We start from the raw sequence: 20,391 nt of genomic DNA, 5'->3' as shown, positions 1-20,391 counted from the left end.
AGTGTAACGACAAATGAGAGGCGAATTTCAACAAAGCTATCAAACATGTTTAAGAAATTTGTCAAACGTGTTCAAAATGAACTTGTTCAAAAAACCAAACCGCGGCATGATGGTGGGGCATCTTTGTGCCGTGGAGGTTTGTGATGAAGGTTGTGATTGCCGGTGGTGCCGGCGCTTTAGGTCGTTTGTTGTGTGCTTGGTTTTCCGAGCACCACATCACGGTTTTGTCCCGTCGTGAAGGCGCTTTTGACGGTCCTCGCTGGGTTCATTGGGACGGCGAAACCACCGGGGCTTGGACCCAAGCACTCGAGGGGGCCGACGTGCTCATTAACCTGGCCGGGCGTAGCGTGGATTGTCGCTACCACGCCGCCAACCGTCGCCAAATAATGGATTCACGGGTGTTGTCCACGGCCGTGCTCGGCAAAGCCCTCGCCGGTTTGCAACAGCCGCCGAAGCTCTGGCTTCAAATGTCGACGGCCACCATTTACGCCGATTGTTACGGTGAACCCCACGATGAGCGCGGCGGCATCCTCGGCGGTCATGAACCCAACGCCCCCGATTCCTGGCGGTTCAGCATTGAGGTGGCCAAGGCTTGGGAAGCCACCGCCCATCATGCCAAACCGGCGGCGACCCGGTTGGTGTTGTTGCGCACCGCGATGGTGATGAGCGCCGACGGGGCAGGCGCTTTTGGTGTTTTGGCCGGCCTTGCCGCCAAGGGTTTGGGGGGGCGCGCGGGTAGCGGCCGTCAATATGTGTCTTGGATCCACGAGAAGGACTTCTGCCGAGCGGTTGCCTACCTGGTCGAAACGCCGACCATCCAGGGGCCGGTGATCCTCGCCGCCCCGGAGCCGCTGCCCAACCGCGCCTTTATGAAAACGTTGCGGGACGCGCTTAAGGCGCCGTTCGGCATCCCGGCGCCGGCATGGCTTATCGAAATTGCCTCGTTTTTTATGCGCACGGAAAGTGAGCTGATCCTAAAAAGCAGACGCGTGTTCCCGCTGAAACTTCTCGAAAACGGCTTTTCCTTTACCTTCCCGGGGTGGGGAGAAGCCTGTCGCGAACTGATCGCGCGACGGGGGAGCCGGGGAAACAACGCGGGAAGCGATGCCGCGAACCAGGTAACGCTGTCCGCGGCAAAACCTTCCAAAGCGGGCTAGGATTTTCCCGATTGGGAATGGCGGTGCTTTGTGTTAGGTTGACGGGAAATCCCACTGATTTAGGCATGGGCAAGCCTGCATTGCTTTTATAGGTGATTGGTTCTCGCAAAAAAACAGGTGAGAACGCGCCTGAACCGATCTGGTTTTGCCGCGCCGCTAAAAAAGGAGAACCCATGCGAATGATGCTGGTCCTATGTGCTTTGCTGTGTCCCTTAACCGCCGAATGCATCGCTGCTGAAACCAAGCCGGCGCCCTTGCCGTTTAGCCCGGCGCGAAAAGCCGGACCTACTTTATATGTGAGCGGGCAGGTGGCGCGGACGCCGGACGGTAAAAAAGTGCTGGAAAATGCCGAGGCGGAAACCCGCCAGGTCATGAAAAACATTGAACGGGTTTTGAAGGCCAACGGTTACGGGTGGGAACATGTGGTCAGTGCCAACGTGTACCTGCGCAATATCAGCGATTATGCGGCGATGAACAAAGCCTACGCGTCCTTCTTCAAAGGCGAATTTCCGGCGCGTGCCACGGTCGGCGGTCAAGACCTTGTCGCCGACTACAATGTTGAAATCAGCGTGATTGCTTATAAAGAATAGAGCAGGCGACCACGCGGCATTTAGCGTGGTCGACCTTTTCAGATGATGGTGGCGGTGCCTTGGCTCCAGTGTAGGTGGGTTCGCTAGGCTGGTGTTGGTTTAACAAGTTCTAGAAGTGGCCGGGAACCATCGGTTGCCACCACTGTTGGTGGGCCCATTGTGGCGAGGACGTGCTGGTGCGGAGGAACAGCAACGTATAACCACCGCCGATACCGCGGGAATGGTGCTGGGGTTTTCTTCGCGCTTTGGAAGACGGAGGTGCGAAGGTAACACCGCTCATGCATCAAAAACTTTTTGACGTGAGGTAAGCCTCGCAAGCTGACGCCGGCGAACCGGCATCAAAGCGGCAGGCCCCTAGTTATGGCGATTGCGAGAAAGGGCGCCTTGGAACACCGAGATTTGATCGCGGCCTTGGTTTTTGGAGCGGTAGAGGGCGCGGTCTGCTTCCTCCACCAGGGCCGATAGATCGCGGATGCCGTCGTGCAGGGTGGCGATGCCGTAGCTGGCCGTGACCCGTGGTAAGTCGGGTAAAGGGAGTTCCGCTTTGGTCAGTGCTTCCTTCAGGCGTTCGGCGACCATGATCGCGTCTTCGGTGTTGGTTTCGGGGAGCATCGCAATAAATTCTTCGCCGCCGTATCGGGCCAGGAAATCGCTTTTGCGCAGTTGTTCCAGGCTGGCCTCGGCCACGAATTGGATCACCAAATCGCCTTGGTGGTGGCCGTGCAGATCATTGATTTGTTTGAAGTGGTCGATGTCAAACATGACGATGGACAGCGGTTTTTGGTATCTGGCCGACCGTTCGAATTCTCGTTCAGCCAGTTCGAAGAAATAGCGGCGGTTGTAAAGCTGGGTGAGGTCGTCGGTGGTGGCCAACTGTTTTACCCGTGTGTAAAGGCGCGCGTTTTCAACCGCGATGCCTGCTTGGTTGACCAGGGTGACCGCGAGGTTGATGCGTTCCCAATTAAAGGCGTTTTCATTTCCATGGTAGAGGTATACCATGCCGATCACCGTTTGGTTGACTTCCAGCGGCATGCCCAGAATGGAACCCAAACCCGAACCGCCCATTTCTTGTGTCCAGCGCATTTGTGCGTTGCGGTTGGGAATCAACAGGGGTTCCTCGCGTTTGAGGATTTCGGCGTTGAGTTTTTTTTCGAGCCGATCCGGCGGGGTTGGGCCGGCCGCGCTGCCGGGTGCCCGCGTATGCATGCGTTCAAGACGACCTTCTTGTTCCACGTACAGGCTGGCGTATTGGTAGGGGATGACCTTTTCCAGGTTCTCTAAAAGTTGGCTCATCACCACCTGGAGGTCGAGACTGCGGGAGAGGTCACGGGTAATCAAACGCATGGTTTCCCCGAGTCGCCGCGATTCGCGTCGGGTCTTAAAATGCACCAAGGTATAAACCAAACCCGACAGCGCAAGGAAATAACCCAAGTAAGCCCAGATGGTTTGCCAGGGCGGCGGAGATACTTTGATGATGGCGGAGGCACCGGTTTCGTTCCATTTACCGTCGTTATTGGCGCCTTGCACGCGCAGGGTATAGGTGCCGCCGGCGAGGTTGCTGTAGTTGCCGTAGCGGCGCGTGCCCATCTCGCGCCAGGTATTGTCAAAGCCCTCGAGTTTGTAACGGTAACGGTTTTTTTCGGGGATGTTGTAGTCCAGCGCCACGAATTCAAAGGAAAAGTAAGGTACGTCGTGAGACAGTTTGATCAGCGGTGGTTTGTTGTTTTTGCCGCGCCATTGGATGACATCGTTCGAAACCTTAAATTCGGTGAACACCACCGGCGGGATGTAATTGTTCTCTTGAATCAAGAGTGGGTCAAAAACGGAAACGCCGTTGATGCCGCCGAAAAAGAAACGGCCCTCACTGTTTTCGAAATAGGCGCCGGCATTGAATTCGTTGCTTTGGAGCCCGTCCCAGATGTCGAAGGTTTTGAAATGAAAGGTGACGGGGTCCATGCGGGCAATGCCCTTGTTGGTGCTGATCCAGAGGAAACCGGCGCGATCTTCCATCATGCCGTAGATGAAGTCGTTGGGCAGGCCGTCTTCCTGGGTGAACCGGCGAAAGCTCTCGGTGTCTTCCATGAACAAGTTAAGGCCGCGGTCGGTTCCGACCCAAAGGCGCTTCATTTGGTCGAAGAGGAGGGCGCCGACCCCGTCGTTGCTGAGGGTGGTCGGATCGAGGGCGTCAAAGCGGAAATGGGACCAGCGGCCGGAGATGACATTAAACCGGTTGAGTCCCTTCAGCGTGCCGGCCCAGAGCAGGCCTTGTTGGGGCTGAAACAGGAGCGAGTACACCTGGCTACCGCTCAAGCTGTTGGGATCCTCGCTGCTTTCCTGGTAATGCGTTACTGTTTCACGGGCAAAGTGCAAATACGCCAGCCCCATGCCGCCGGTACCGATCCAGAGTCCTCCCGCCGGGTCTTCCGCCATGGAAAGGATTGTGCGTGATGGGAGCGCGTGAGGGGCGTCTTCGTCGTAGGGGTAACGGATGAAGTTGTCGGACGCCGGATCGTAGCGATGGAGCCCGCCCTCAACCGTGCCAATCCAAAGCCGACCTTTTTTATCCGTGTGCAGCGCGCGAACCGTGTCGTCGGCCAGACTGTCGGGATCGGTGGGATCATGTCTGTAATGGGTCATCAGGTGGGTTTTGGGGTCCATGCGATTGAGGCCTTTGTCGCTGCCGAACCACATCGAGCCGTGGCCTTCGCTAATGCTCCACACCACCCGTGTCGAGAGGGAGGTCCTCGGGTTGCGCGTGACCCCGATGTTCTGAAAATCACTGCGGCGCACATTGAGTTTGTTAATGCCACTGTTGGCGGTGCCGACCCAGAGCAGGCCCGAGCGATCCTCAAACAATTGATAGATCGTGTTTTCGGCGAGGCCGACGTTGCTGTGGGGGTCGTGGTAGTGGCGAAAGAACCGTTGGGTTGTCGGCTCGAAATAATTAAGGCCTTCGCGGGTGCCGACCCAAACACGACCGTCGTGGTCTTCGAGGATGGTGCGCACCAGGTTGTGGGACAGGGAATGGGGATCCTTGGGATCGTGTCGGAAATTCATTAAGGCACGGGTTGCGGGGTCAAAGCGAAAGAGACCCGCATCCTGGGTGCCGATCCACAACACATTCGAGGAATCTAAGGCCAAACACAGAATGGGTCCGTCGCGTAAAAAAGCACCGGCCGCATCGTCCGGCTCAAACCGGACAAACCGTTGGTTGGCCGGATTGAAGTAATTGAGGCCGCCGTTGGTACCCACCCAAAGGCGGTCGTTGCGGTCTCGCGCCAAGGCCGTCACATCGTTGTTCGAAAGGCTGCTGGAGATACCTTCCAAATTGGCATAGGTCTTAAAAATACCACTGTTTGGATTGAACAGAACCAAGCCCTGATCCGTGGCCAGCCACAAGTGGTCGGCGTCCTGGTAAAGGATTTTGCGCACCATGTCGGAGGGCATCGCCGTGGGGTTGTCGGGTTGAAACCGAAACCGCTGAATGGATCCGTCGGCGAGGTTGAGGAGGTTGAGTCCGCCGTCGTGGGTCCCGATCCACAAATGGTCGGGTTCGCCCGCTGCTAACGACAAGATCTCGTTATCCGACAGGGAGTTCGGAACCCCTGGATCGAAACGATAGATTTCGAAGCGGTAGCCGTCGAAGCGGTTGAGTCCGTCTTGGGTCCCGAACCACATAAAGCCTTGGGCGTCTTGGGCCATGTCGTAGATGGTGCTTTGCGATAGCCCTTCGCGTATGGAAATATGGTCAAACTTCAGCGATTGAATGCCGTTTTGGAAATGGACTTGGCCCAGGAGCGGAAGGCCGCCGAGCAGGCAGATGAGCCATAGGATCAAAACCAAAGGTTGAACGGGTGGGGAAGGGCTCTGGGAGAACAACAGGGTTCCTCGTCGGGGGCAAGCGAGTTTATCGCTTGGGCGCGGGCTTGGTTCCGGTTTGGAACAAGGAGTTTGGAAGGCGTTGACGCGACCACGGTTGATGAAACCGTAACGCGGAAACCCAGCCGTGCGGGCCGACCCTTTTTCTCATCAACCAGCCTGAAGACGGCGGTGAAAGTTGCACCAAGATAATGGTCGAAATCGCGCGACCGATACGAAGCAGAATGGCCTACTTTACCCTATTTCAAGAACAAGCGAAACCTTTTCCCCCAAAGCTTGACCCGCGCCGGGATAGGCGCGGTCAGCCTGTCGTGGGCCGGCTCGGGCCGCCCGGCCACCTGCTTGCTCGTCCTGTTTCCCGTGTGCCGGCGCCGCATTTTGTTCGGTGACGAACCGGGTTTCAACCGAGGCGCCAAGACAGACGCCTGTCTGAAGTAAGCGCGGGTTCGCCGAGGCGGGAGCGAATTTTCGCAGGACTTTGAAAAAATGTGCGTTTAATCCATCTTTTACGCTTGGCAAGCCGATCAAAAATTGCAAAGCTAAATCCTCGCTCTCCCTGTAATGAGAGGGCTTACTTAAGCATGCCGGCGACCTCTTCCGCTTCGAGGTTCGCATTGTCTCCATTTTTTCGGCACAGGTTCCATGGAGGTCCTCATTGGTTACCCTGGTGGTTGCGGTTGCGGTGGTGCTGATTGCATCAGCCCTCTGTTCCGGTTCTGAAGCCGCCCTATTCTCCATTCCAATCAATAAAGTCCGTCAGTTGGCGCAGTCCAAATCACGCAACGCGGTGGCCCTGCTCAAAGTTCAGGAAAACATGGCGCGGCCGATTGCCGCCATTGTCATCCTCAACAATATCGCCAACATCGTCGGCTCCTCCGTGGTGACCGCCATCGCCTTTGATTTATGGGGCGATCTCGGCCGCAGTATTATCTCCGGGGTGCTCACCTTCCTCGTGATTCTGCTTTCCGAGATCATTCCCAAAACCTTGGGCGAACGCTACTGCAATCCCATCGCCCTCTACGTCGCGCGCCCGGTTCTTTTCCTTGCTTGGCTGTTTTTGCCCCTTATGGTCTTGCTCGAGTTCTGTACTTCCTGGTTGTCGGAGGGCAACAGCGCGGTTCAGTCCACCAATGAAGCCGAAATTCGCTACATGGCCAAACTCGGTCAACGTGAAGGCGTCATTGAAAAAGACGAATCGGAAATGATTCAGCGCGTCTTTGAAATGAACGACCGCACCGCCGCCGAACTCATGACCCCGCGCACCAAAATCACCTACCTGCTGCGTTCCAAGAAGCTCAATGAGGTGCTTGACGAGGTCCTCCAATCGCCCCATTCGCGCATCTTGGTCGCCGAATCGGTCCCCGACGACATCAAAAGCATGGTGTTTAAGAACGAATTGCTGGCCGCCGCGCTGGAAGGCCGTGGCGAGGAACCCCTGGAAAATTTTGAATACAACGTGCGTTTTGTGCCCGCCGGCATGCCCGCCGACCGGCTCTTGACCCTATTTCGAAACTCACGTCAGCACCTCGCCGTGGTGCTTGACGAATATTCCGGTGTCAACGGGGTGGTCACCCTGGAAGACGTTCTTGAGGTTCTTACCGGTGAAATCGTCGATGAAACTGATTTAGAACCTGATCTGCAAGCCGCGGCGCGCGCGGACTGGCACCTTCGTGGCCAAGTTGTGCCGATGAAAGAGGTTCCCGTGGAAAACGCGCCGACCGCCTCCGACGTGAAAGCATCCCACGATGAGCCGGTCGCTGCCGATGAGAACGCATCCCAAAACGAACCTGCCGCTTCGGATGAGAAAGCATCCCAAACCGGACCTGCCGCTTCGGATGAGAAAGCACCCCAAAACGAACCCTCGGGTTCCTAACGGGGAATAGCACGGTTTTGCTTGGTGTTCCATTCGAGGATGCGCAGCACCGAACACCCTAACTTTGAAAGGTTAAGTAGAGATGTTAAAGAAATTTTTCACCTGGCATCACTTTCCTTTTTGGTTTTTCCATCTGCCGACCGTACCTTACATTATTTGGCTGAGTCTCAAAGCACGCTCGCCGTTTTTTTACGGCGCTTGTAATCCCATCATTCACCACAATGGTGGCGGGGACCGACCCTCCAAAACCTTTGTCTTGCGCCAACTTGACCCCGCTTACCTGCCGCGAACCGTTCGGGTTGCGCCCAGCACCGCCCGCGCCGATTTAGAGCGTCTGTGCGCGGAGGCCGGCCTGGCTCCGCCGCTCATGGTAAAACCCGATAAAGGGGAGCGGGGCAGCTTGGTCGTGCGCGTGACCGACTTCGACCAGTTGGAAAACGCCGTGCGAACCCATCGCGAATCCGTTTTGCTTCAAGAATGGGTCGATACAGCCTATGAGTATGGCGTGCTTTACGAACGCATGCCGGGTGCCGCGCACGGGCGCATTACCTCTATTAGTGTCAAGACCCTGCTTTCCGTGGAGGGGGACGGCCGCCAAAATGTTGGTGCTCTGTCCCGTGCCCAGGCCGGCCACGCGCGCTTTCGGGCCAAAATCGATGCCTTGCCGGGGGACCTGTTGCAGCGCGTGCCCGCCGCGGGGGAACACGTCATCCTTGATCATGTTGCGCAACAAGCGCACGGTGCGCGTTTCTGGGATGCCAACACACTCATCACCCCCGAGGTGACCGCGTTTTTTGACCAACTTTGTGCGCCGCTTGACGGATTTTACCTCGGCCGTTTCGATCTTAAGGCGACCGGGCCGGAGAGCTTGGCGACCGGCGAAGGGCTTGTGGTGCTTGAACTCAATGGCACCGCCAGCGTGCCACTGCATGTCTTCGATCCCGCCGTCGGTTTCCTGGACACCTACAAAGCCATGTACCGTCATTGGGCCGCGATTTACCGCATCTCCGTCGCCAACCATCAGCGCGGGGTCGCCTACTTACGCCCGCGTGACGCCGTGCGTTATTTGTTCAAACGCTTCGAGAAACGAAACGCGGATGTTGGTGTCTCTTAGGACTGCTTTAGGGGTCGCCAGTTTGCGCCTGCTTTGCTTAAATACGGACTAGAAAGAAATCCAATCCAAGGACGCGCCCATGAAAATTCATATCGAATCCTTTGAAGATCAAGCACCGATTCCCGCTGAGTTTGCCTTTGCCGTTCCCGACCCGGACACCCACGTCAAACTTTCCGCCAACCGAAATCCCAAGGTTTCTTGGAGCGACGCACCGGAGGGGACCCAATCCTTCGCACTGATTGTGCACGATCCCGATGTGCCCAGCGTGGGCGACGACGTGAACCAAGAAGGGAAAACCGTTCCGCAGAGCTTGGATCGGGTCGATTTCTACCACTGGGTATTGGTTGATATCCCCGCGGATCGCACCGAAATCGCCGAGGGCGAAGATTCAGACGGGGTTACCGCGCGCGGCAAAGAGCCTGGCAAAAAAGCGTACGGTGTCACCGGCATCAACGATTACACCGGTTGGTTCAAAGGTGATGCGGACATGGAAGGGTTTTACGGCGGATACGACGGCCCTTGCCCGCCCTGGAACGACACCCTCATCCACCGTTATGTGTTTACCCTCTACGCTTTAGACGTGGCATCCTTGGGCCTTGAAGGGAACTTTACCGGGCACGACGCCGTGCACAAATTGGAAAACCACGTGTTGGGCTGTGCCGCGTGGTCCGGCACCTACACGCTGAACGCCAGCCTGTAGGCGACCCTGATTCGCACCATGTTGCATCAAGATCGGCCGCGGCTCCGCGTGAACGGCGGCCTTTTTTAAATACCGTGTTCTTCAGCCCAATCTTTGAGGACCTCAAGGACCGTCAGGGTGGAGCGACCGAATTCGGTAATTTCGTAGGTGACCGCGATGGGCCGGTCGGAAAGTACCTTGCGCTTCACCATGTCCATGGATTCCAGTTCTTTGAGGCGCTGGTCGACCATCTTTTTGCCGGCGCCGCCCAATTGGCGGGTCAAATCGTTGAAACGTACCGGCCCGTCCTTGAGGTGCCAGAGAATCGAGCCCTTCCATTTTCCGCCGATCAGGCGCATGCCGCGTTCAATCGGGCACGGTCGTAAGCAGGGGGCTACCGCTTTTTTCCGGATGCGCCCACCCGCGGTGGGTTCCGAGACAATTTCCATGAAATCCTCCAGAAAAAGGTAAACCAGGTGTATTTTAGTAACTACTTGGGCAAAATTCAAGCCGGGTGCCGCCGCGCTAAGAGGGCGCCCGCGCTGAGAAGCCGCCGGGTTTGCGGGATTCACCCTCTATTTTGTGTCGAGACGCCTAAGACTAGCCCGCGTTGCTCAAACCAGCATGGGAGGTGCTCATGGCCCATCAACCCTTTGACCTAACCTCTTGGCCGCGTCGTTGGGCTTTTGACTTTTTTAAAGATTATGAGCAGCCTTGTTTCAATATTTGCGGTGATCTCGATATCGGGCGTTTGCCCGAGGTGTGCCGCGAGGGCGGTCATTCGTTTTTTCTGGTGAGCCTTTTTGCCGCGGTTGAAACTGTTAACCAAATGGCGCCTTTTCGCCTGCGACTGGACGGCGAGGGGGTCCGCTTGTATGACCGAATCCATGCCGGTTCAGCCGTTTTGCGCGAGGATACCTCGTTTGATTTTTGCTATTTCCCGTTTGAACCCAAGCTGGAAACTTTTTTACAAGAGATGGATCAAACCTTGGCCTGTTTCCACCGCCGTGAGCCGCGTTATGACTTTACCGGCCAAGACGATGTTTTGTTTTTTTCGGTTATTCCGTGGATCTCTTTTACCTCGTTTTCCCACGCATCGACACGGGCTTTGCGGTCGGATATCCCCCGCATTACCTACGGCAAGTTCCACCAACGCGACGGCCGTTTTTGGCTGCCGCTTTCCGTGGAGGTGCATCACGCGCTCATGGATGGGTACCACGTGGGCATGTATTTCCAAACGCTCAGCCAAAAGTTGCAGGACTTGGCCGTGACCCTAAGTTAGCTGGTGGACTCTTGGGTTAACCGGCGTTGGGCCATGCGTTTGAGGTAGTTAACGGCTTGGCTGATGCGAATGTAGGGGACGCCGCGGCGGTTGTTGGCACGGGCGATTTCGTACAGCACGTTCCAGTGGTAAAACATGACGCGGTAGGCTTCCCAAATGCTGACCTCGGGGTCGAAGATATGGCTGGGAATACTGGCAGTAAGGTTGATTTCCAGCACCTTGGGTGCCTCGCCCGTTTGGAATCGGGCCAGGTCGGCGACCTTGACATCGTAACGGCCGTAGTAGAAGCCGTCGATGCCCGCGCTTATTTGGTCAAAGGTCTCGCAAACCCGTTCGTTGACCAACGCGTTGGCCGCCTTAAATACCGTGCCGTGCGACATGTGCCCGACAATATCCAGCACCACAATCTCACCGTCGGGAATGATGTCGTCCATGCGGTCCGCGAAGTTCTCGCGCACCGCGGGAAAAAAGCGCAGCTTTTCCGGTTGGGCTTCGACAAGGTTGCCCAGGGAACTTTTGCCGTCGCCCACCACTTGGTACAGCTCTTTGCGAACGATGGAGCTGATGTGCCCTTTTTTTTCGCCCGGCATGCGCCAGTAGAAAACGCCCAATTCGTGGGGTTGGCTCAAATATTCCTGGAGAATGACTTGGCAGTTGCTGTTGTTGAGGTAGCTTTGCAAGCTTTCGCGGTCGCGAACCTTTTCTACGCGCCAGCCGCGTTCGCCACGGTTGGGTTTGGCGACAATCGGGTAGGTTAATCCCGCTTCCCCGAGGGTTTTCTCCACCTCGTCCAAATTCGCATCGCGTTCGACCACGATGGTTTTGGGTAAAAAGGTAGGATCGATTTGATCCAACAGTTGGTGTTTGGTCATCGGTCGGAAGCCGTGATCGGCCATACAGGGGTTGGTGGCCCCAAAGAAAAACGGCGAACGCGCTTTGAGCGCAAGGAAGGCGATATAGGGCACCGTGGGTACGTGGAAGGTCCAAAAAGGGATGTATTTGGAGGTGATGACGTTTTTGAGGAAGCGTGCCACGGGGCCGACATTTCCCGGTGGCTGGTGTTCGAAGTGGGACAGTTCATTACTCATGCGGGGCATTGTACCTGACCCTCGGCCCCGGATCTACCCGCAATGCTTGCAGAAAGGTCACACCCATCGGCCTGAAGCCCTGGTAGGAGAGGCGAGGAGCGGGGTGGGTGGAGGCTGGGTGAGGGGGGGGGCGAAAAAAAACATCTTTTTTTTCAAAATCTGTCGAACATAGAATGGGTCAAACGTTCCTCTAATGAAACGCGTTGCATTGCCGTGGGCAATCCAACCTAAATTGTGGGTCGCTAAGATCGCTCAATTTAGGTTCAATGCGCCGGCTGATTCCGGGACGGTTTTGGTCGGCAGGTGCGTCTACGATGCCCTACGGGTTGCGCGCTTGATGCGCAACGGGTTGCGCGCTTCCTAGGTTTAGACCCATGGCACCTCGGCCGATTGGGCCGGGTGCTCACATTAATTCGTTGAGGTTTGAGTATGTCAGAACAATTAGTCATTAGTTGGTTTGAAATTCCTGCGACAGATATCAATCGTGCCGCCGCTTGGTACGGCAAAATCTTTGACTACGAACTGAGTCCATTCGATATGCAGGGCCAAATTATGGCCTTTTTCCCCATGTCCGAGGGGACAACCGGCGGCGCGCTTATCCAAAGCTCGGAGCACGAGCCCTCCATGCAGGGTTCTTTGGTTTATTTAAATGCCGGTGACCGCATGGACACCTTGCTGGAGCGCATTGCAGAAAGCGAGGGCGAGGTCTTGATGCCACGCACCTCAATCGGCGAGCACGGCTTTATCGCCATGTTCAAAGATACCGAGGGGAACCGGGTCGCCCTGCACAGTCCCGCCTAAGACGCGTCCGCTAACCTAGTCACCCGTTCAGTTGTTTTGCTGGACGACCTTCTTTTGAGATCAGCCACCCGGCGAACCTTGCTTCACCGGGTGGCTTTTTTACAAAATACCGGTTGCCTAGCCCGCATTTCTCACAAGGATTCGTCGCGAGAAGCAGAAAGCCTTATACGCACGAAGATTACGACCAAGCCACGGCACAGGGGGCCGCCCATTCGCGGGGCCGACCTGTCCGCGTCGCAGCTGAGGCGAAGGCGGCTCGACCGAGTAATGCGGATGGCCGCCCCGCGGATGGCCGCCTCCTCGTAATCGCACGGCTTGCCCCGTAGCAGAAATCCTTGTGAGAAATGCGGGTTAGTGGTGCCGGCTCACAGTTCCCCGGAGTAACTCTTTTTGATGAGTTCCGCCTTGCTGTTGATGTGCAGCTTTTTGTAGATGTTTTTAATGTGGCTGTAAACCGTGCCTAGAGAGATGTGCAGGCGCGCCGCCGTTTTTTTGTAGCTAAGCCCGTCGACGAGCGCCATGGCGACCTCTTTTTCTCGATCCGTTAGCAGTGACTTCGGTTTTTGGGCGGGCGCTTGTTTGGGGTGGAAATGCTGCACGACCTTGAGTGCAATTTGCGGTGACATCGGTGCGCCGCCTTGTTTGAGGGTAAGCAATAAATCGCGCATCTGTTGGAGGGGGGTGTTTTTGAGCAAGTACCCCGTGGCGCCCGCGCACAAGGCCTCAAAGATGCGGTGACTGTCGTCGGAGATGGTGAGCATGACAACGTCAATATCCGGGTGTTTTTCCTTGAGAAGTTGGGTGGCTTGGATGCCGTTCATACCTGGCAAGCCGATATCCATCAGCACCACGTCGGGCGGCTCGAGTCGGCGGCTTTGCCAGGTGTAGTGCTCCATGGAGTCGACCGCCAAGATACAGTCGATGTCGTTCGTAAGCTCGAAATAGTCAACCAGGTTTTCGCGAACTTCTTCGTCGTCCTCGATTAAGGCTAAACGCAATAGGGCATTGTCCGGGCGGGCCATCAAAACCTCCGCGGCTGGGGTGGTCACATTCTGACAAATTTAGGCCGTGTGTGCCTGAGTAAATGTGTACGCCTAAGGAAAGGTTGGAGTTTACAGGATGAGCTATTTAAGGAAACGGTTGGCCGGCAAACCGGGAGGCGCGGCGTGCCGCCGATGGGGGTTACTTATAAAATCGCCTCAAACCTTTTGGGTTGGTGCTTGTGCGCCGGATTCGTGGGAATCTGGCTAAGAGGGGATCTTCCATTTGTGATAAATGAAACGATTGTGTAAACCGTCTGGACCGACAGGGGACCCCGATAAGGAACGGGCGTTTGTCTCCGGCGCCGCCATGGGTGGGTGATGGCTGAATGCAGGAGAGGGGGAGGGTGGAAACACCCACTTTTGCCGAAAAAGTCGAGAAGGGATGTCTATCCCTGAGAAGCGCGATAACTCGCGGTGATTTTCGCTAAAGATCTGGGCTACAACGGCCTGTAAAAATACTCACCGCACCCGGCGGGTGCGCTTCCGCTTATCCCAAGCCATTTCACTCCAGATCTTTAGCGAAAATCCCATGCTCTTATCGCGCTTCTTTGGTTATGGGGTAGCAACCTATAGATAAGTGTTCGGCGTTACAATGTGCCTTGTAAAGCAAAGAAAAAGTAATAAGAACCGTTTTGTGAGGGGCGCCGCAAAAAAAGACCATGGTGAGCCGGGGCACCTGTCGCGTGTTACCTTGTTTTTCTGGGTGAAGTCGGGTTTACGTCTGACTTTGCTCAGTTTGTTCTCTCCTCATTTTATTGTATTGCGCTGGTTGTCAAGATGTCGGGGAAGCATATTAACACCGACATCCGTCCAGGAAATCCTGGCGCGATCCGCATTGCGACGTATTTTTGCCGGCAGCAGGAAATTCGTCGTTCAGGGCGGGATCTCCGCCCTGCTTTTATCATTGAGACGGCTTGCGTTGGCCATCTTGATGGGGCTGATGCTTGCCCGGTGTTGGATCGGCCACCGTTTTTTCTATGGCAACCAGCCGAATCAAGGCGCGTAAAATTGATGCCCTTGGCGCCTTGCTATTGACAGGGGGGACCTCTTCCATTGAGAATGTCTCGTATTTTCATGATCAGGGCTGTATTTTTTGCCCCGTAACGTGCATCCATGCCAAGGGTTTTCGACAGGGTCTCTCCTTCACTCTAAAATAGGGTAAAACCCAATTCCTCCGCCAGTGTCCGTCCCGCCTCGTGCCATGTGGGCCTTCGTGCGTTGCGCGTTTGACGGTCGTTTTTTTGGGTTGCCCCGGTCTTGCGTCGGTTTTTACGTTTATGCCGTATTTGGCCTGCCGCCGCCTCGCCCTCACCTTTAAGCACAGGAGATTTTTTGTGGTTTTACGTGCCTTGTTCCTCTTGATTTGGGTTTTGCCGGCGTTTGGGTTCCTTATCGCCGCTGATGGAAACGAGAAGTTCCAGCCGGAGGATAAATTCCGCCAGCTTGAAGAGATTTTACCGACCCCCAATATGTATCGAAACGCCGCCGGTGCGCCCGGTCATGCCTATTGGCAGCAGCGTGCCGATTACGATATGAAGATTCGCCTCGATGATAAAGAACAGCATCTTTACGGCGAAGCGCGCATCACATACACCAACAGTTCACCGGATACGCTGACCTACTTGTGGATCCAGTTGGACCAGAACCGGTTCGCCAAGGATTCAGACCACCGCCTAGCGGCGCCCGCGCCTAAATTGAGTTCCGCGCCGCGCAAAGGCTACCAGCCAGGCTACGATAAGGTGTCTTCTTACCGTTTGCGGCAGCGCGTGGCTCAGGTGAAACACGCCGGCGGAACCACCATTAGCGCGGTGAAGGACGACAACGGCAAGGAATTGCCCCATATCATCAACAAAACCATGATGCGCATCGATTTGCCGCAACCTCTGGCGCCCAACAAATCCCTCAGTTTCCACATTCACTGGGATTACAAGCTGTTGCCTCAAAAGTTGGTCGGCGGGCGTGCCGGCTATGAGTACTTTCCCAAGGATGACAACTACCTCTACGAGGTGGCTCAGTTTTTCCCCCGCTTGGCGGCTTATGACGACGTCAACGGCTGGCAAAACAAGCAGTTCCTCGGCAATGGCGAATTCGCCCTGGAATTCGGTGATTACCGCGTCGCCATTACCGCACCTGCTGATTTTGTCATTGCCTCGGCCGGCGATTTAGCCAACCCCGACGAGGTACTTACCGCCGCGCAAAAGGATCGCTTAGAGCGGGCGAAAACGGCCGATAGGCCGGTGATGGTCATTACCGAGGCAGAGGCAACCGCCAACGAAAAGAGCCGTAGTAAAAAGACCAAAACCTGGGTTTACGAGGCCAAAAACGTGCGCGATTTTGCTTTTGCCGGTTCGCGTAAGTTCATTTGGGACGCCTGGGGTTACCAGCAGTCGGACGGCAGCTTGGTGATGTCCATGTCCTACTATCCCAAGGAAGGGAACCCCCTGTGGGAGCGCTACTCGACCCAGTCGATTGTCCACACGCTGGAAGTGTACAACCGCTACACCTTTGTGTATCCCTATCCCGTGGCCATTTCGGTAAACGGTCCCGTGGGCGGTATGGAATACCCCATGATTTGTTTCAACGGGCCGCGTCCTGAAGAAGACAAAACCTACGGCCGCCGAACCAAATACGGCTTGATCTCGGTCATCATTCACGAGGTGGGTCACAACTATTTCCCCATGATCGTGAACTCGGACGAACGTCAGTGGACCTGGATGGACGAAGGGCTCAACACCTTCTTGCAGTTTTTAACCGAACAGGAATGGGAAGAAAAATACCCCTCGCGTCGCGGTGAAGCGCGCGACATCATTCCTTACATGACCAGTAAGGCGCAAGTCCCGATCATGACCAACTCGGAGTCGATTTTGCAATTTGGCAACAACGCCTACGCCAAACCGGCCGCCGCGCTCAACGTTTTGCGAGAAACGATTTTGGGTCGTGAGCTGTTTGATTTTGCCTTCCGCGAGTATGCACGACGCTGGAAGTTCAAGCGGCCTCAGCCCGCCGACTTTTTCCGCACCATGGAAGATGCTTCCGCGGTGGATCTCGATTGGTTTTGGCGCGGCTGGTTCTATTCAACCGACCACGTCGACCTTTCCATCGGTCCCGTCAAACACTTCAAACTCGATAAGTACGACAGCGATTCAGACCGTCCGGCTTGGCGTGAACTTGAAGAACAAGAGCCGCTGTCGGTTTCGGAAGAGCGCAATCGCGATTTGCCCAAGCGGGTGGACGCCTACACCGATCTCAAGGATTTCTACAACGAAAACGACATCTACACGGTGACGCCGAAAAACAAAATGATCGACCAAGAGATGTTGGCGACCCTCGACGAATACGACCTGACCGTGTTCGAGGATGATTACCACTATTACCACGTCACCTTCGACAACATCGGCGGTTTGGTGATGCCGATCCTGTTGGAAATCACCTATGCCGATGGTGAGAAGGAGATGCAACGCATTCCTGCCGAAATTTGGCGTTACAACCCCGAGCAAACGAGTAAGTTGTTTGTGACCGAACGCGAAATTGTCGCCATGCAAATTGACCCGCGTTGGGAAACGGCCGATGCCGATGTCGGCAACAACCACTACCCGCGCAAACCGGTCCAGTCGCGCTTCAAAATGTTCAAACAACAACGGCGCAACATGATGCAGGAAATGCAGAAGGAAGAAGTCACCGACACGGTCGGGCAAACCGAAAAACCGCGCAAGGGTCGCAAGAACCGTGACCGCAAGGGCGCGGACCAACCATGAAACGGCTTTTTGTGACGGCGTTGCTCCTCGCGGGCGGCGCCTTTCCGCTGTGGGCGCACAGGTTCCACGCCAGCCTGACTCAGGCTGAGTGGAACCCTAAGAGCAACAGCCTTGAGGTGGTGGTACGGGTGTTTGCCAACGACATCGAACGGGCCGTTTCACAAGCGGCCGGGGAGAAGTGGCGGCTCGACGACCAAAACGAGGCGCCGCTTTGGGCTTATGTGCGTGATCGTTTCGCCTTCGTGCATAACGGCAAGGAGGTGCCCTTCCAGCCGATCGGTCACGAAAGTGATGTACGCACGGCTTGGCTTTATTTGGAAGTACCCTTGAGCGGGCCGCCGACTGAACTGGCGTTGCGCAACACGCTGTTAATTGAAATCAATACCGACCAGGTCAACACCGTCAATCTCAAGATGGGAAGCGAAACCATTTCGCGGGTGTTCGATCTTAACCGGCATCGACACGGCTTTAAGTAACCCTGAAGAAACCGAGGGCCTCTGGAAACGGAGGCCTTTTTTAATACCTAAGAAGCACTGACGCGGTGATTTTCGCTAAGCCTCTGGGCTGCAACGGCCTGAAAAAATGCTCACCGCACCCCTGGGTGCGCGTCGTGCGCGATCCCGGTCCGCTTTTTCCGAGCCATTTCGCTCCAGATCTTTAGCGAAAATCCCACGCTCTTATTGCGCTTCTTAGGTAATAGGGGGGCTTAGCCCGTAAACGGCTGGACCAACCAGTCGCCGATATTCCGAGAACGTTCCTCAAAGCCGGCGGAAATCAAGGTGATGGGTTTCTTTTCCGCGATAAAACGTTCCACATAACCTTTTTCTATAATCTGGTTCATGCCGGGTTCAGCTTTTCCCATCTTAAATTCGAAGATGTAGATGTGGTCTGGGAGAACGACGGTGGCATCGATGCGACCACGGTTCGTTTGAACCTCTGCTTCGACTTGTAAACCGATCATCGAAAACACAAGAAAAACCACCGTGTGGTAGTAAGCTTCAAGATTATTGATGAAAATTTGGTAAGGGATCGAGGCGAAAAGTTGTTTTAGCTCGTCACGTAAGGTGTCGAGATCGTCTTGAACCAACGCGTTTACAAGTTCATCAATTAAAATTCTCGTGCCGTTGGTGCTATTTTGATTACGCAAATCGCTTAAAAAACGTGTGAGCATCGCCTGGCGCACTTCAAAATTGGGGAACTTTAAGCTTAGTAACATACCTCCGTCATCGCTTGTCGTTATCGTGTCCACTGTTAGGTAGCCCGTGTGGAAAAACTGCGTGAGTGCCGATACCCGGCGCGGATCTTCCGGCTCCAAAAGGGAGCTATCGATCTTTATGTGTTCCAGCCGGGGAAGATCGATTTGCCCGTTTCTAAATAGCTGGACCAAGTAGGAAGGTGTGCCCGTTTCGTACCAATAGTGACGAAAATGATAGAGGTGAAAGAGGTGCATAATTGAATATGGATTGTAAACACGGGTTTTTCCGTCCCATGAAAACCCGTTATACCAATCTGCTATCAGGGCCATGGTTTCTTCATGGCTGAGATTGTGTTTTCCCTCGAGCGTTTTAATTTCATCTCGGAAGTAATGAACGATTTCATCCTGTGTGTAGCCAAGTACCGTGGCAAAAGCTGGATCAAGGGTTAGATCCACGACTTGGTTGAGGCCTGAAAAAACTGAGACCTTTGCGAACTTAGATACGCCTGTCAAAAACAACAAATGTATGGATTCATGAAGGCTTTTGAAATTGCCAAAGAAGGAAGCAATCAGTTGGGTTAAATCCATCATGAGTTCCGGGTTGTCTAAGTTGCTGGTAAAGGGATGATCGTATTCATCAATGAGAACCGCTACCCGAGTACGTTGCTTTGCTAAGTTCTGGATCAGTTCTTCCAACATCAGATCTGATCGGGTCTGTTTCAATTTAATGTCGTGGCTGTTGGCCGCGTTTTCAATTAGGACCTTCAAGGAGAGTTCGGCATCTTCTAAACTGTTCCAGCGCTTTGAGCTTAGGTCGAAATGGATGACCGGTCTTTTTTGCCAGTCAATTTTATCGTGCAGCCAAAGGTCTTTAAATAATGCTTGTTTCCCTTCAAATGCGGCCTTTAAAGTTGATAACAACAATGACTTTCCAAATCTCCGGGGTCTGGATAAGAAGAAACTACCGCCTTGTGAAATGAGCGCTTGAAGAAACATTGTTTTGTCGACATAGTTGCCATGTTCACGAACAGTTTGGAAGTCAGGCCTGGTGTCAAGCAATTTACCCGGTGATTGGTTTGTGTTTGGGGCAGGTGGTGCTTCTGGTGTTAAAAGGTTCTTGGCCATGCCGAGCGTGATCTCTTTGTTCATTAGTGAGGCGTAGGCGGATAATCTTCTTAGTGCGCCTTCCAGTTCAAGAATGTTTCGAGAAAAGTTACCGGCAATAAAATGCAAAACCTTCGCAGGGAGAAAGCAATTCTCTATCTGGGATTTTTTTTGAAGGATCGCCACACGAGTTTCGTATGAAGGTTGTCTCATGTCTACAACAAGGCCCGCGTGGAAGAGGTTTGTTAATCTTGAATCCAAGTCAGATCTGAGTGTCGGTGGAACATGACCGGCCAATACTATCTGTTTGTCCTTTTCAAGAAGTGAACTGAAAATTTGAAAAAAAATTTCTTGCGTTTGTGAGTCCCCTTTTAGGTAATTAAGGTCATCCAAAATGAATACGTCAACCGTGTTGTACAGTTGGCGAAAGTGCTCCGTGGTTCCTTGATTCAATGATCGATCAAGCTGATCTTTGAAGCTACCGGCGCTTAAGTGGCAAATATCTAGGTCCGGGTGCTTGGCGGTGATTTCGTGAGCGAGTGCATGGAGGAGGTGGGTTTTCCCCAGGGTAGGTGGGCCATAAAGATAGAGAGGGTTGTAGGCTTTTGAGGGGGTCTTGGAGATCGCTAAAGCCGCGGCGTGGGCAAATTCGTTTTCTGGCCCTAACCCAAATGTATCAAAGCGAAATTTTGGATTTAAACCGATATTGGGCAGCCTCTTCTCTGGGCGATTTTCGTCCACCGGGGTAACCTCGTGTGATATTCATTACCGGTCATTATGACACAGGTGGATTGACGCGAGCACCAGGTTCGCCGATGGCTTGCGGTTTCT

Annotated in this window: 13 protein-coding genes and 1 pseudogene; 9 read left to right on the top strand and 5 right to left on the bottom strand. The window is 54.6% G+C overall.

What is annotated here, in order from left to right; translation table 11 throughout:
- The first annotated feature begins 143 nt into the window (after positions 1-143).
- Together J3U88_RS19930 and J3U88_RS19925 are read left to right on the top strand one after the other, a co-directional pair.
- The gene (locus tag J3U88_RS19930) at positions 144-1,157 is read left to right on the top strand and encodes a TIGR01777 family oxidoreductase (RefSeq protein ID WP_207860708.1); all 1,014 of its coding nucleotides are present in this window, start codon (positions 144-146) and stop codon (positions 1,155-1,157) included.
- A 173-nt stretch (positions 1,158-1,330) separates the two neighbouring features.
- Positions 1,331-1,747 (top strand): RidA family protein, encoded by a 417-nt coding sequence (locus J3U88_RS19925; RefSeq protein WP_207860707.1) that lies wholly within the window; start codon positions 1,331-1,333, stop codon positions 1,745-1,747.
- 354 nt (positions 1,748-2,101) lie between these two features.
- Here the strand turns inward: J3U88_RS19925 and J3U88_RS19920 are convergent, their stop codons facing one another.
- Positions 2,102-5,626, bottom strand: coding sequence for a ligand-binding sensor domain-containing protein (locus J3U88_RS19920; protein ID WP_207860706.1), 3,525 nt, complete (start codon positions 5,624-5,626; stop codon positions 2,102-2,104).
- A 655-nt stretch (positions 5,627-6,281) separates the two neighbouring features.
- On the opposite strand from J3U88_RS19920, the pseudogene J3U88_RS19915 reads away from it, so the two are divergent.
- The 3 genes and pseudogenes from J3U88_RS19915 to J3U88_RS19905 form a co-directional block, all read left to right on the top strand.
- A pseudogene (locus J3U88_RS19915) lies at positions 6,282-7,280 on the top strand (hemolysin family protein); the annotation flags it as partial.
- A 301-nt stretch (positions 7,281-7,581) separates the two neighbouring features.
- Positions 7,582-8,613: an ATP-grasp domain-containing protein gene (locus tag J3U88_RS19910; RefSeq protein WP_207860704.1), complete on the top strand. Its 1,032-nt coding sequence runs from the start codon at positions 7,582-7,584 to the stop codon at positions 8,611-8,613.
- 79 nt (positions 8,614-8,692) lie between these two features.
- A complete protein-coding gene (locus J3U88_RS19905) occupies positions 8,693-9,313 on the top strand; it encodes a YbhB/YbcL family Raf kinase inhibitor-like protein (protein WP_207860703.1) in 621 nt (206 codons plus the stop codon).
- Between the two features lie 65 nt (positions 9,314-9,378).
- Here the strand turns inward: J3U88_RS19905 and J3U88_RS19900 are convergent, their stop codons facing one another.
- On the bottom strand, positions 9,379-9,741 hold the full coding sequence (locus J3U88_RS19900; RefSeq protein ID WP_207860702.1) for a winged helix-turn-helix transcriptional regulator: 363 nt from the start codon (positions 9,739-9,741) through the stop codon (positions 9,379-9,381).
- Positions 9,742-9,929: 188 nt separating this feature from the next.
- Here J3U88_RS19900 and J3U88_RS19895 point away from each other — a divergent pair, with 188 nt between their 5' ends.
- The gene (locus tag J3U88_RS19895) at positions 9,930-10,574 is read left to right on the top strand and encodes a CatA-like O-acetyltransferase (protein ID WP_207860701.1); all 645 of its coding nucleotides are present in this window, start codon (positions 9,930-9,932) and stop codon (positions 10,572-10,574) included.
- Here J3U88_RS19895 and J3U88_RS19890 read toward each other — a convergent pair.
- Positions 10,571-11,662 (bottom strand): ATP-grasp domain-containing protein, encoded by a 1,092-nt coding sequence (locus tag J3U88_RS19890; RefSeq protein WP_207860700.1) that lies wholly within the window; start codon positions 11,660-11,662, stop codon positions 10,571-10,573. The genes J3U88_RS19895 and J3U88_RS19890 overlap by 4 nt on opposite strands.
- A gap of 429 nt (positions 11,663-12,091) precedes the next feature.
- On the opposite strand from J3U88_RS19890, the gene J3U88_RS19885 reads away from it, so the two are divergent.
- On the top strand, positions 12,092-12,463 hold the full coding sequence (locus tag J3U88_RS19885) for a VOC family protein (protein ID WP_207860699.1): 372 nt from the start codon (positions 12,092-12,094) through the stop codon (positions 12,461-12,463).
- Between the two features lie 365 nt (positions 12,464-12,828).
- Here J3U88_RS19885 and J3U88_RS19880 read toward each other — a convergent pair whose 3' ends face one another.
- Positions 12,829-13,485 carry a response regulator transcription factor gene (locus tag J3U88_RS19880; protein ID WP_207860698.1) on the bottom strand — a complete coding sequence of 219 codons (657 nt, stop codon included), beginning with the start codon at positions 13,483-13,485 and terminating at the stop codon, positions 12,829-12,831.
- 1,298 nt (positions 13,486-14,783) lie between these two features.
- Between J3U88_RS19880 and J3U88_RS35075 the strand changes: the two genes are divergently transcribed.
- On the top strand, positions 14,784-17,261 hold the full coding sequence (locus J3U88_RS35075; protein ID WP_423842068.1) for a M1 family metallopeptidase: 2,478 nt from the start codon (positions 14,784-14,786) through the stop codon (positions 17,259-17,261).
- Positions 17,258-17,737: a DUF6702 family protein gene (locus tag J3U88_RS19870; protein ID WP_207860696.1), complete on the top strand. Its 480-nt coding sequence runs from the start codon at positions 17,258-17,260 to the stop codon at positions 17,735-17,737. The genes J3U88_RS35075 and J3U88_RS19870 overlap by 4 nt, the downstream gene beginning before the upstream one ends.
- A 230-nt stretch (positions 17,738-17,967) precedes the next feature.
- On the opposite strand, the gene J3U88_RS19865 is transcribed toward J3U88_RS19870, so the two are convergent.
- Complete coding sequence (locus J3U88_RS19865; protein WP_207860695.1) at positions 17,968-20,301, bottom strand: AAA family ATPase; 2,334 nt, start codon at positions 20,299-20,301, stop codon at positions 17,968-17,970.
- Positions 20,302-20,391: the final 90 nt, after the last annotated feature.

This window comes from Acanthopleuribacter pedis, assembly GCF_017377855.1.
GTDB lineage: Bacteria > Acidobacteriota > Holophagae > Acanthopleuribacterales > Acanthopleuribacteraceae > Acanthopleuribacter > Acanthopleuribacter pedis.
This window is presented reverse-complemented; position numbering and strand designations above follow the sequence as displayed.

Bases quoted from the DNA above. Each gene is read 5' to 3' on its own strand.
- J3U88_RS19900 (WP_207860702.1), bottom strand. From the start codon at position 9,741: ATGGAAATTGTCTCGGAACCCACCGCGGGTGGGCGCATCCGGAAAAAA.
- J3U88_RS19880 (WP_207860698.1), bottom strand. From the start codon at position 13,485: ATGGCCCGCCCGGACAATGCCCTATTGCGTTTAGCCTTAATCGAGGAC.
- J3U88_RS19890 (WP_207860700.1), bottom strand. From the start codon at position 11,662: ATGAGTAATGAACTGTCCCACTTCGAACACCAGCCACCGGGAAATGTC.
- J3U88_RS19925 (WP_207860707.1), top strand. From the start codon at position 1,331: ATGCGAATGATGCTGGTCCTATGTGCTTTGCTGTGTCCCTTAACCGCC.
- J3U88_RS19905 (WP_207860703.1), top strand. From the start codon at position 8,693: ATGAAAATTCATATCGAATCCTTTGAAGATCAAGCACCGATTCCCGCT.
- J3U88_RS19870 (WP_207860696.1), top strand. From the start codon at position 17,258: ATGAAACGGCTTTTTGTGACGGCGTTGCTCCTCGCGGGCGGCGCCTTT.
- J3U88_RS35075 (WP_423842068.1), top strand. From the start codon at position 14,784: ATGCCGTATTTGGCCTGCCGCCGCCTCGCCCTCACCTTTAAGCACAGG.
- J3U88_RS19910 (WP_207860704.1), top strand. From the start codon at position 7,582: ATGTTAAAGAAATTTTTCACCTGGCATCACTTTCCTTTTTGGTTTTTC.
- J3U88_RS19885 (WP_207860699.1), top strand. From the start codon at position 12,092: ATGTCAGAACAATTAGTCATTAGTTGGTTTGAAATTCCTGCGACAGAT.
- J3U88_RS19895 (WP_207860701.1), top strand. From the start codon at position 9,930: ATGGCCCATCAACCCTTTGACCTAACCTCTTGGCCGCGTCGTTGGGCT.
- J3U88_RS19930 (WP_207860708.1), top strand. From the start codon at position 144: ATGAAGGTTGTGATTGCCGGTGGTGCCGGCGCTTTAGGTCGTTTGTTG.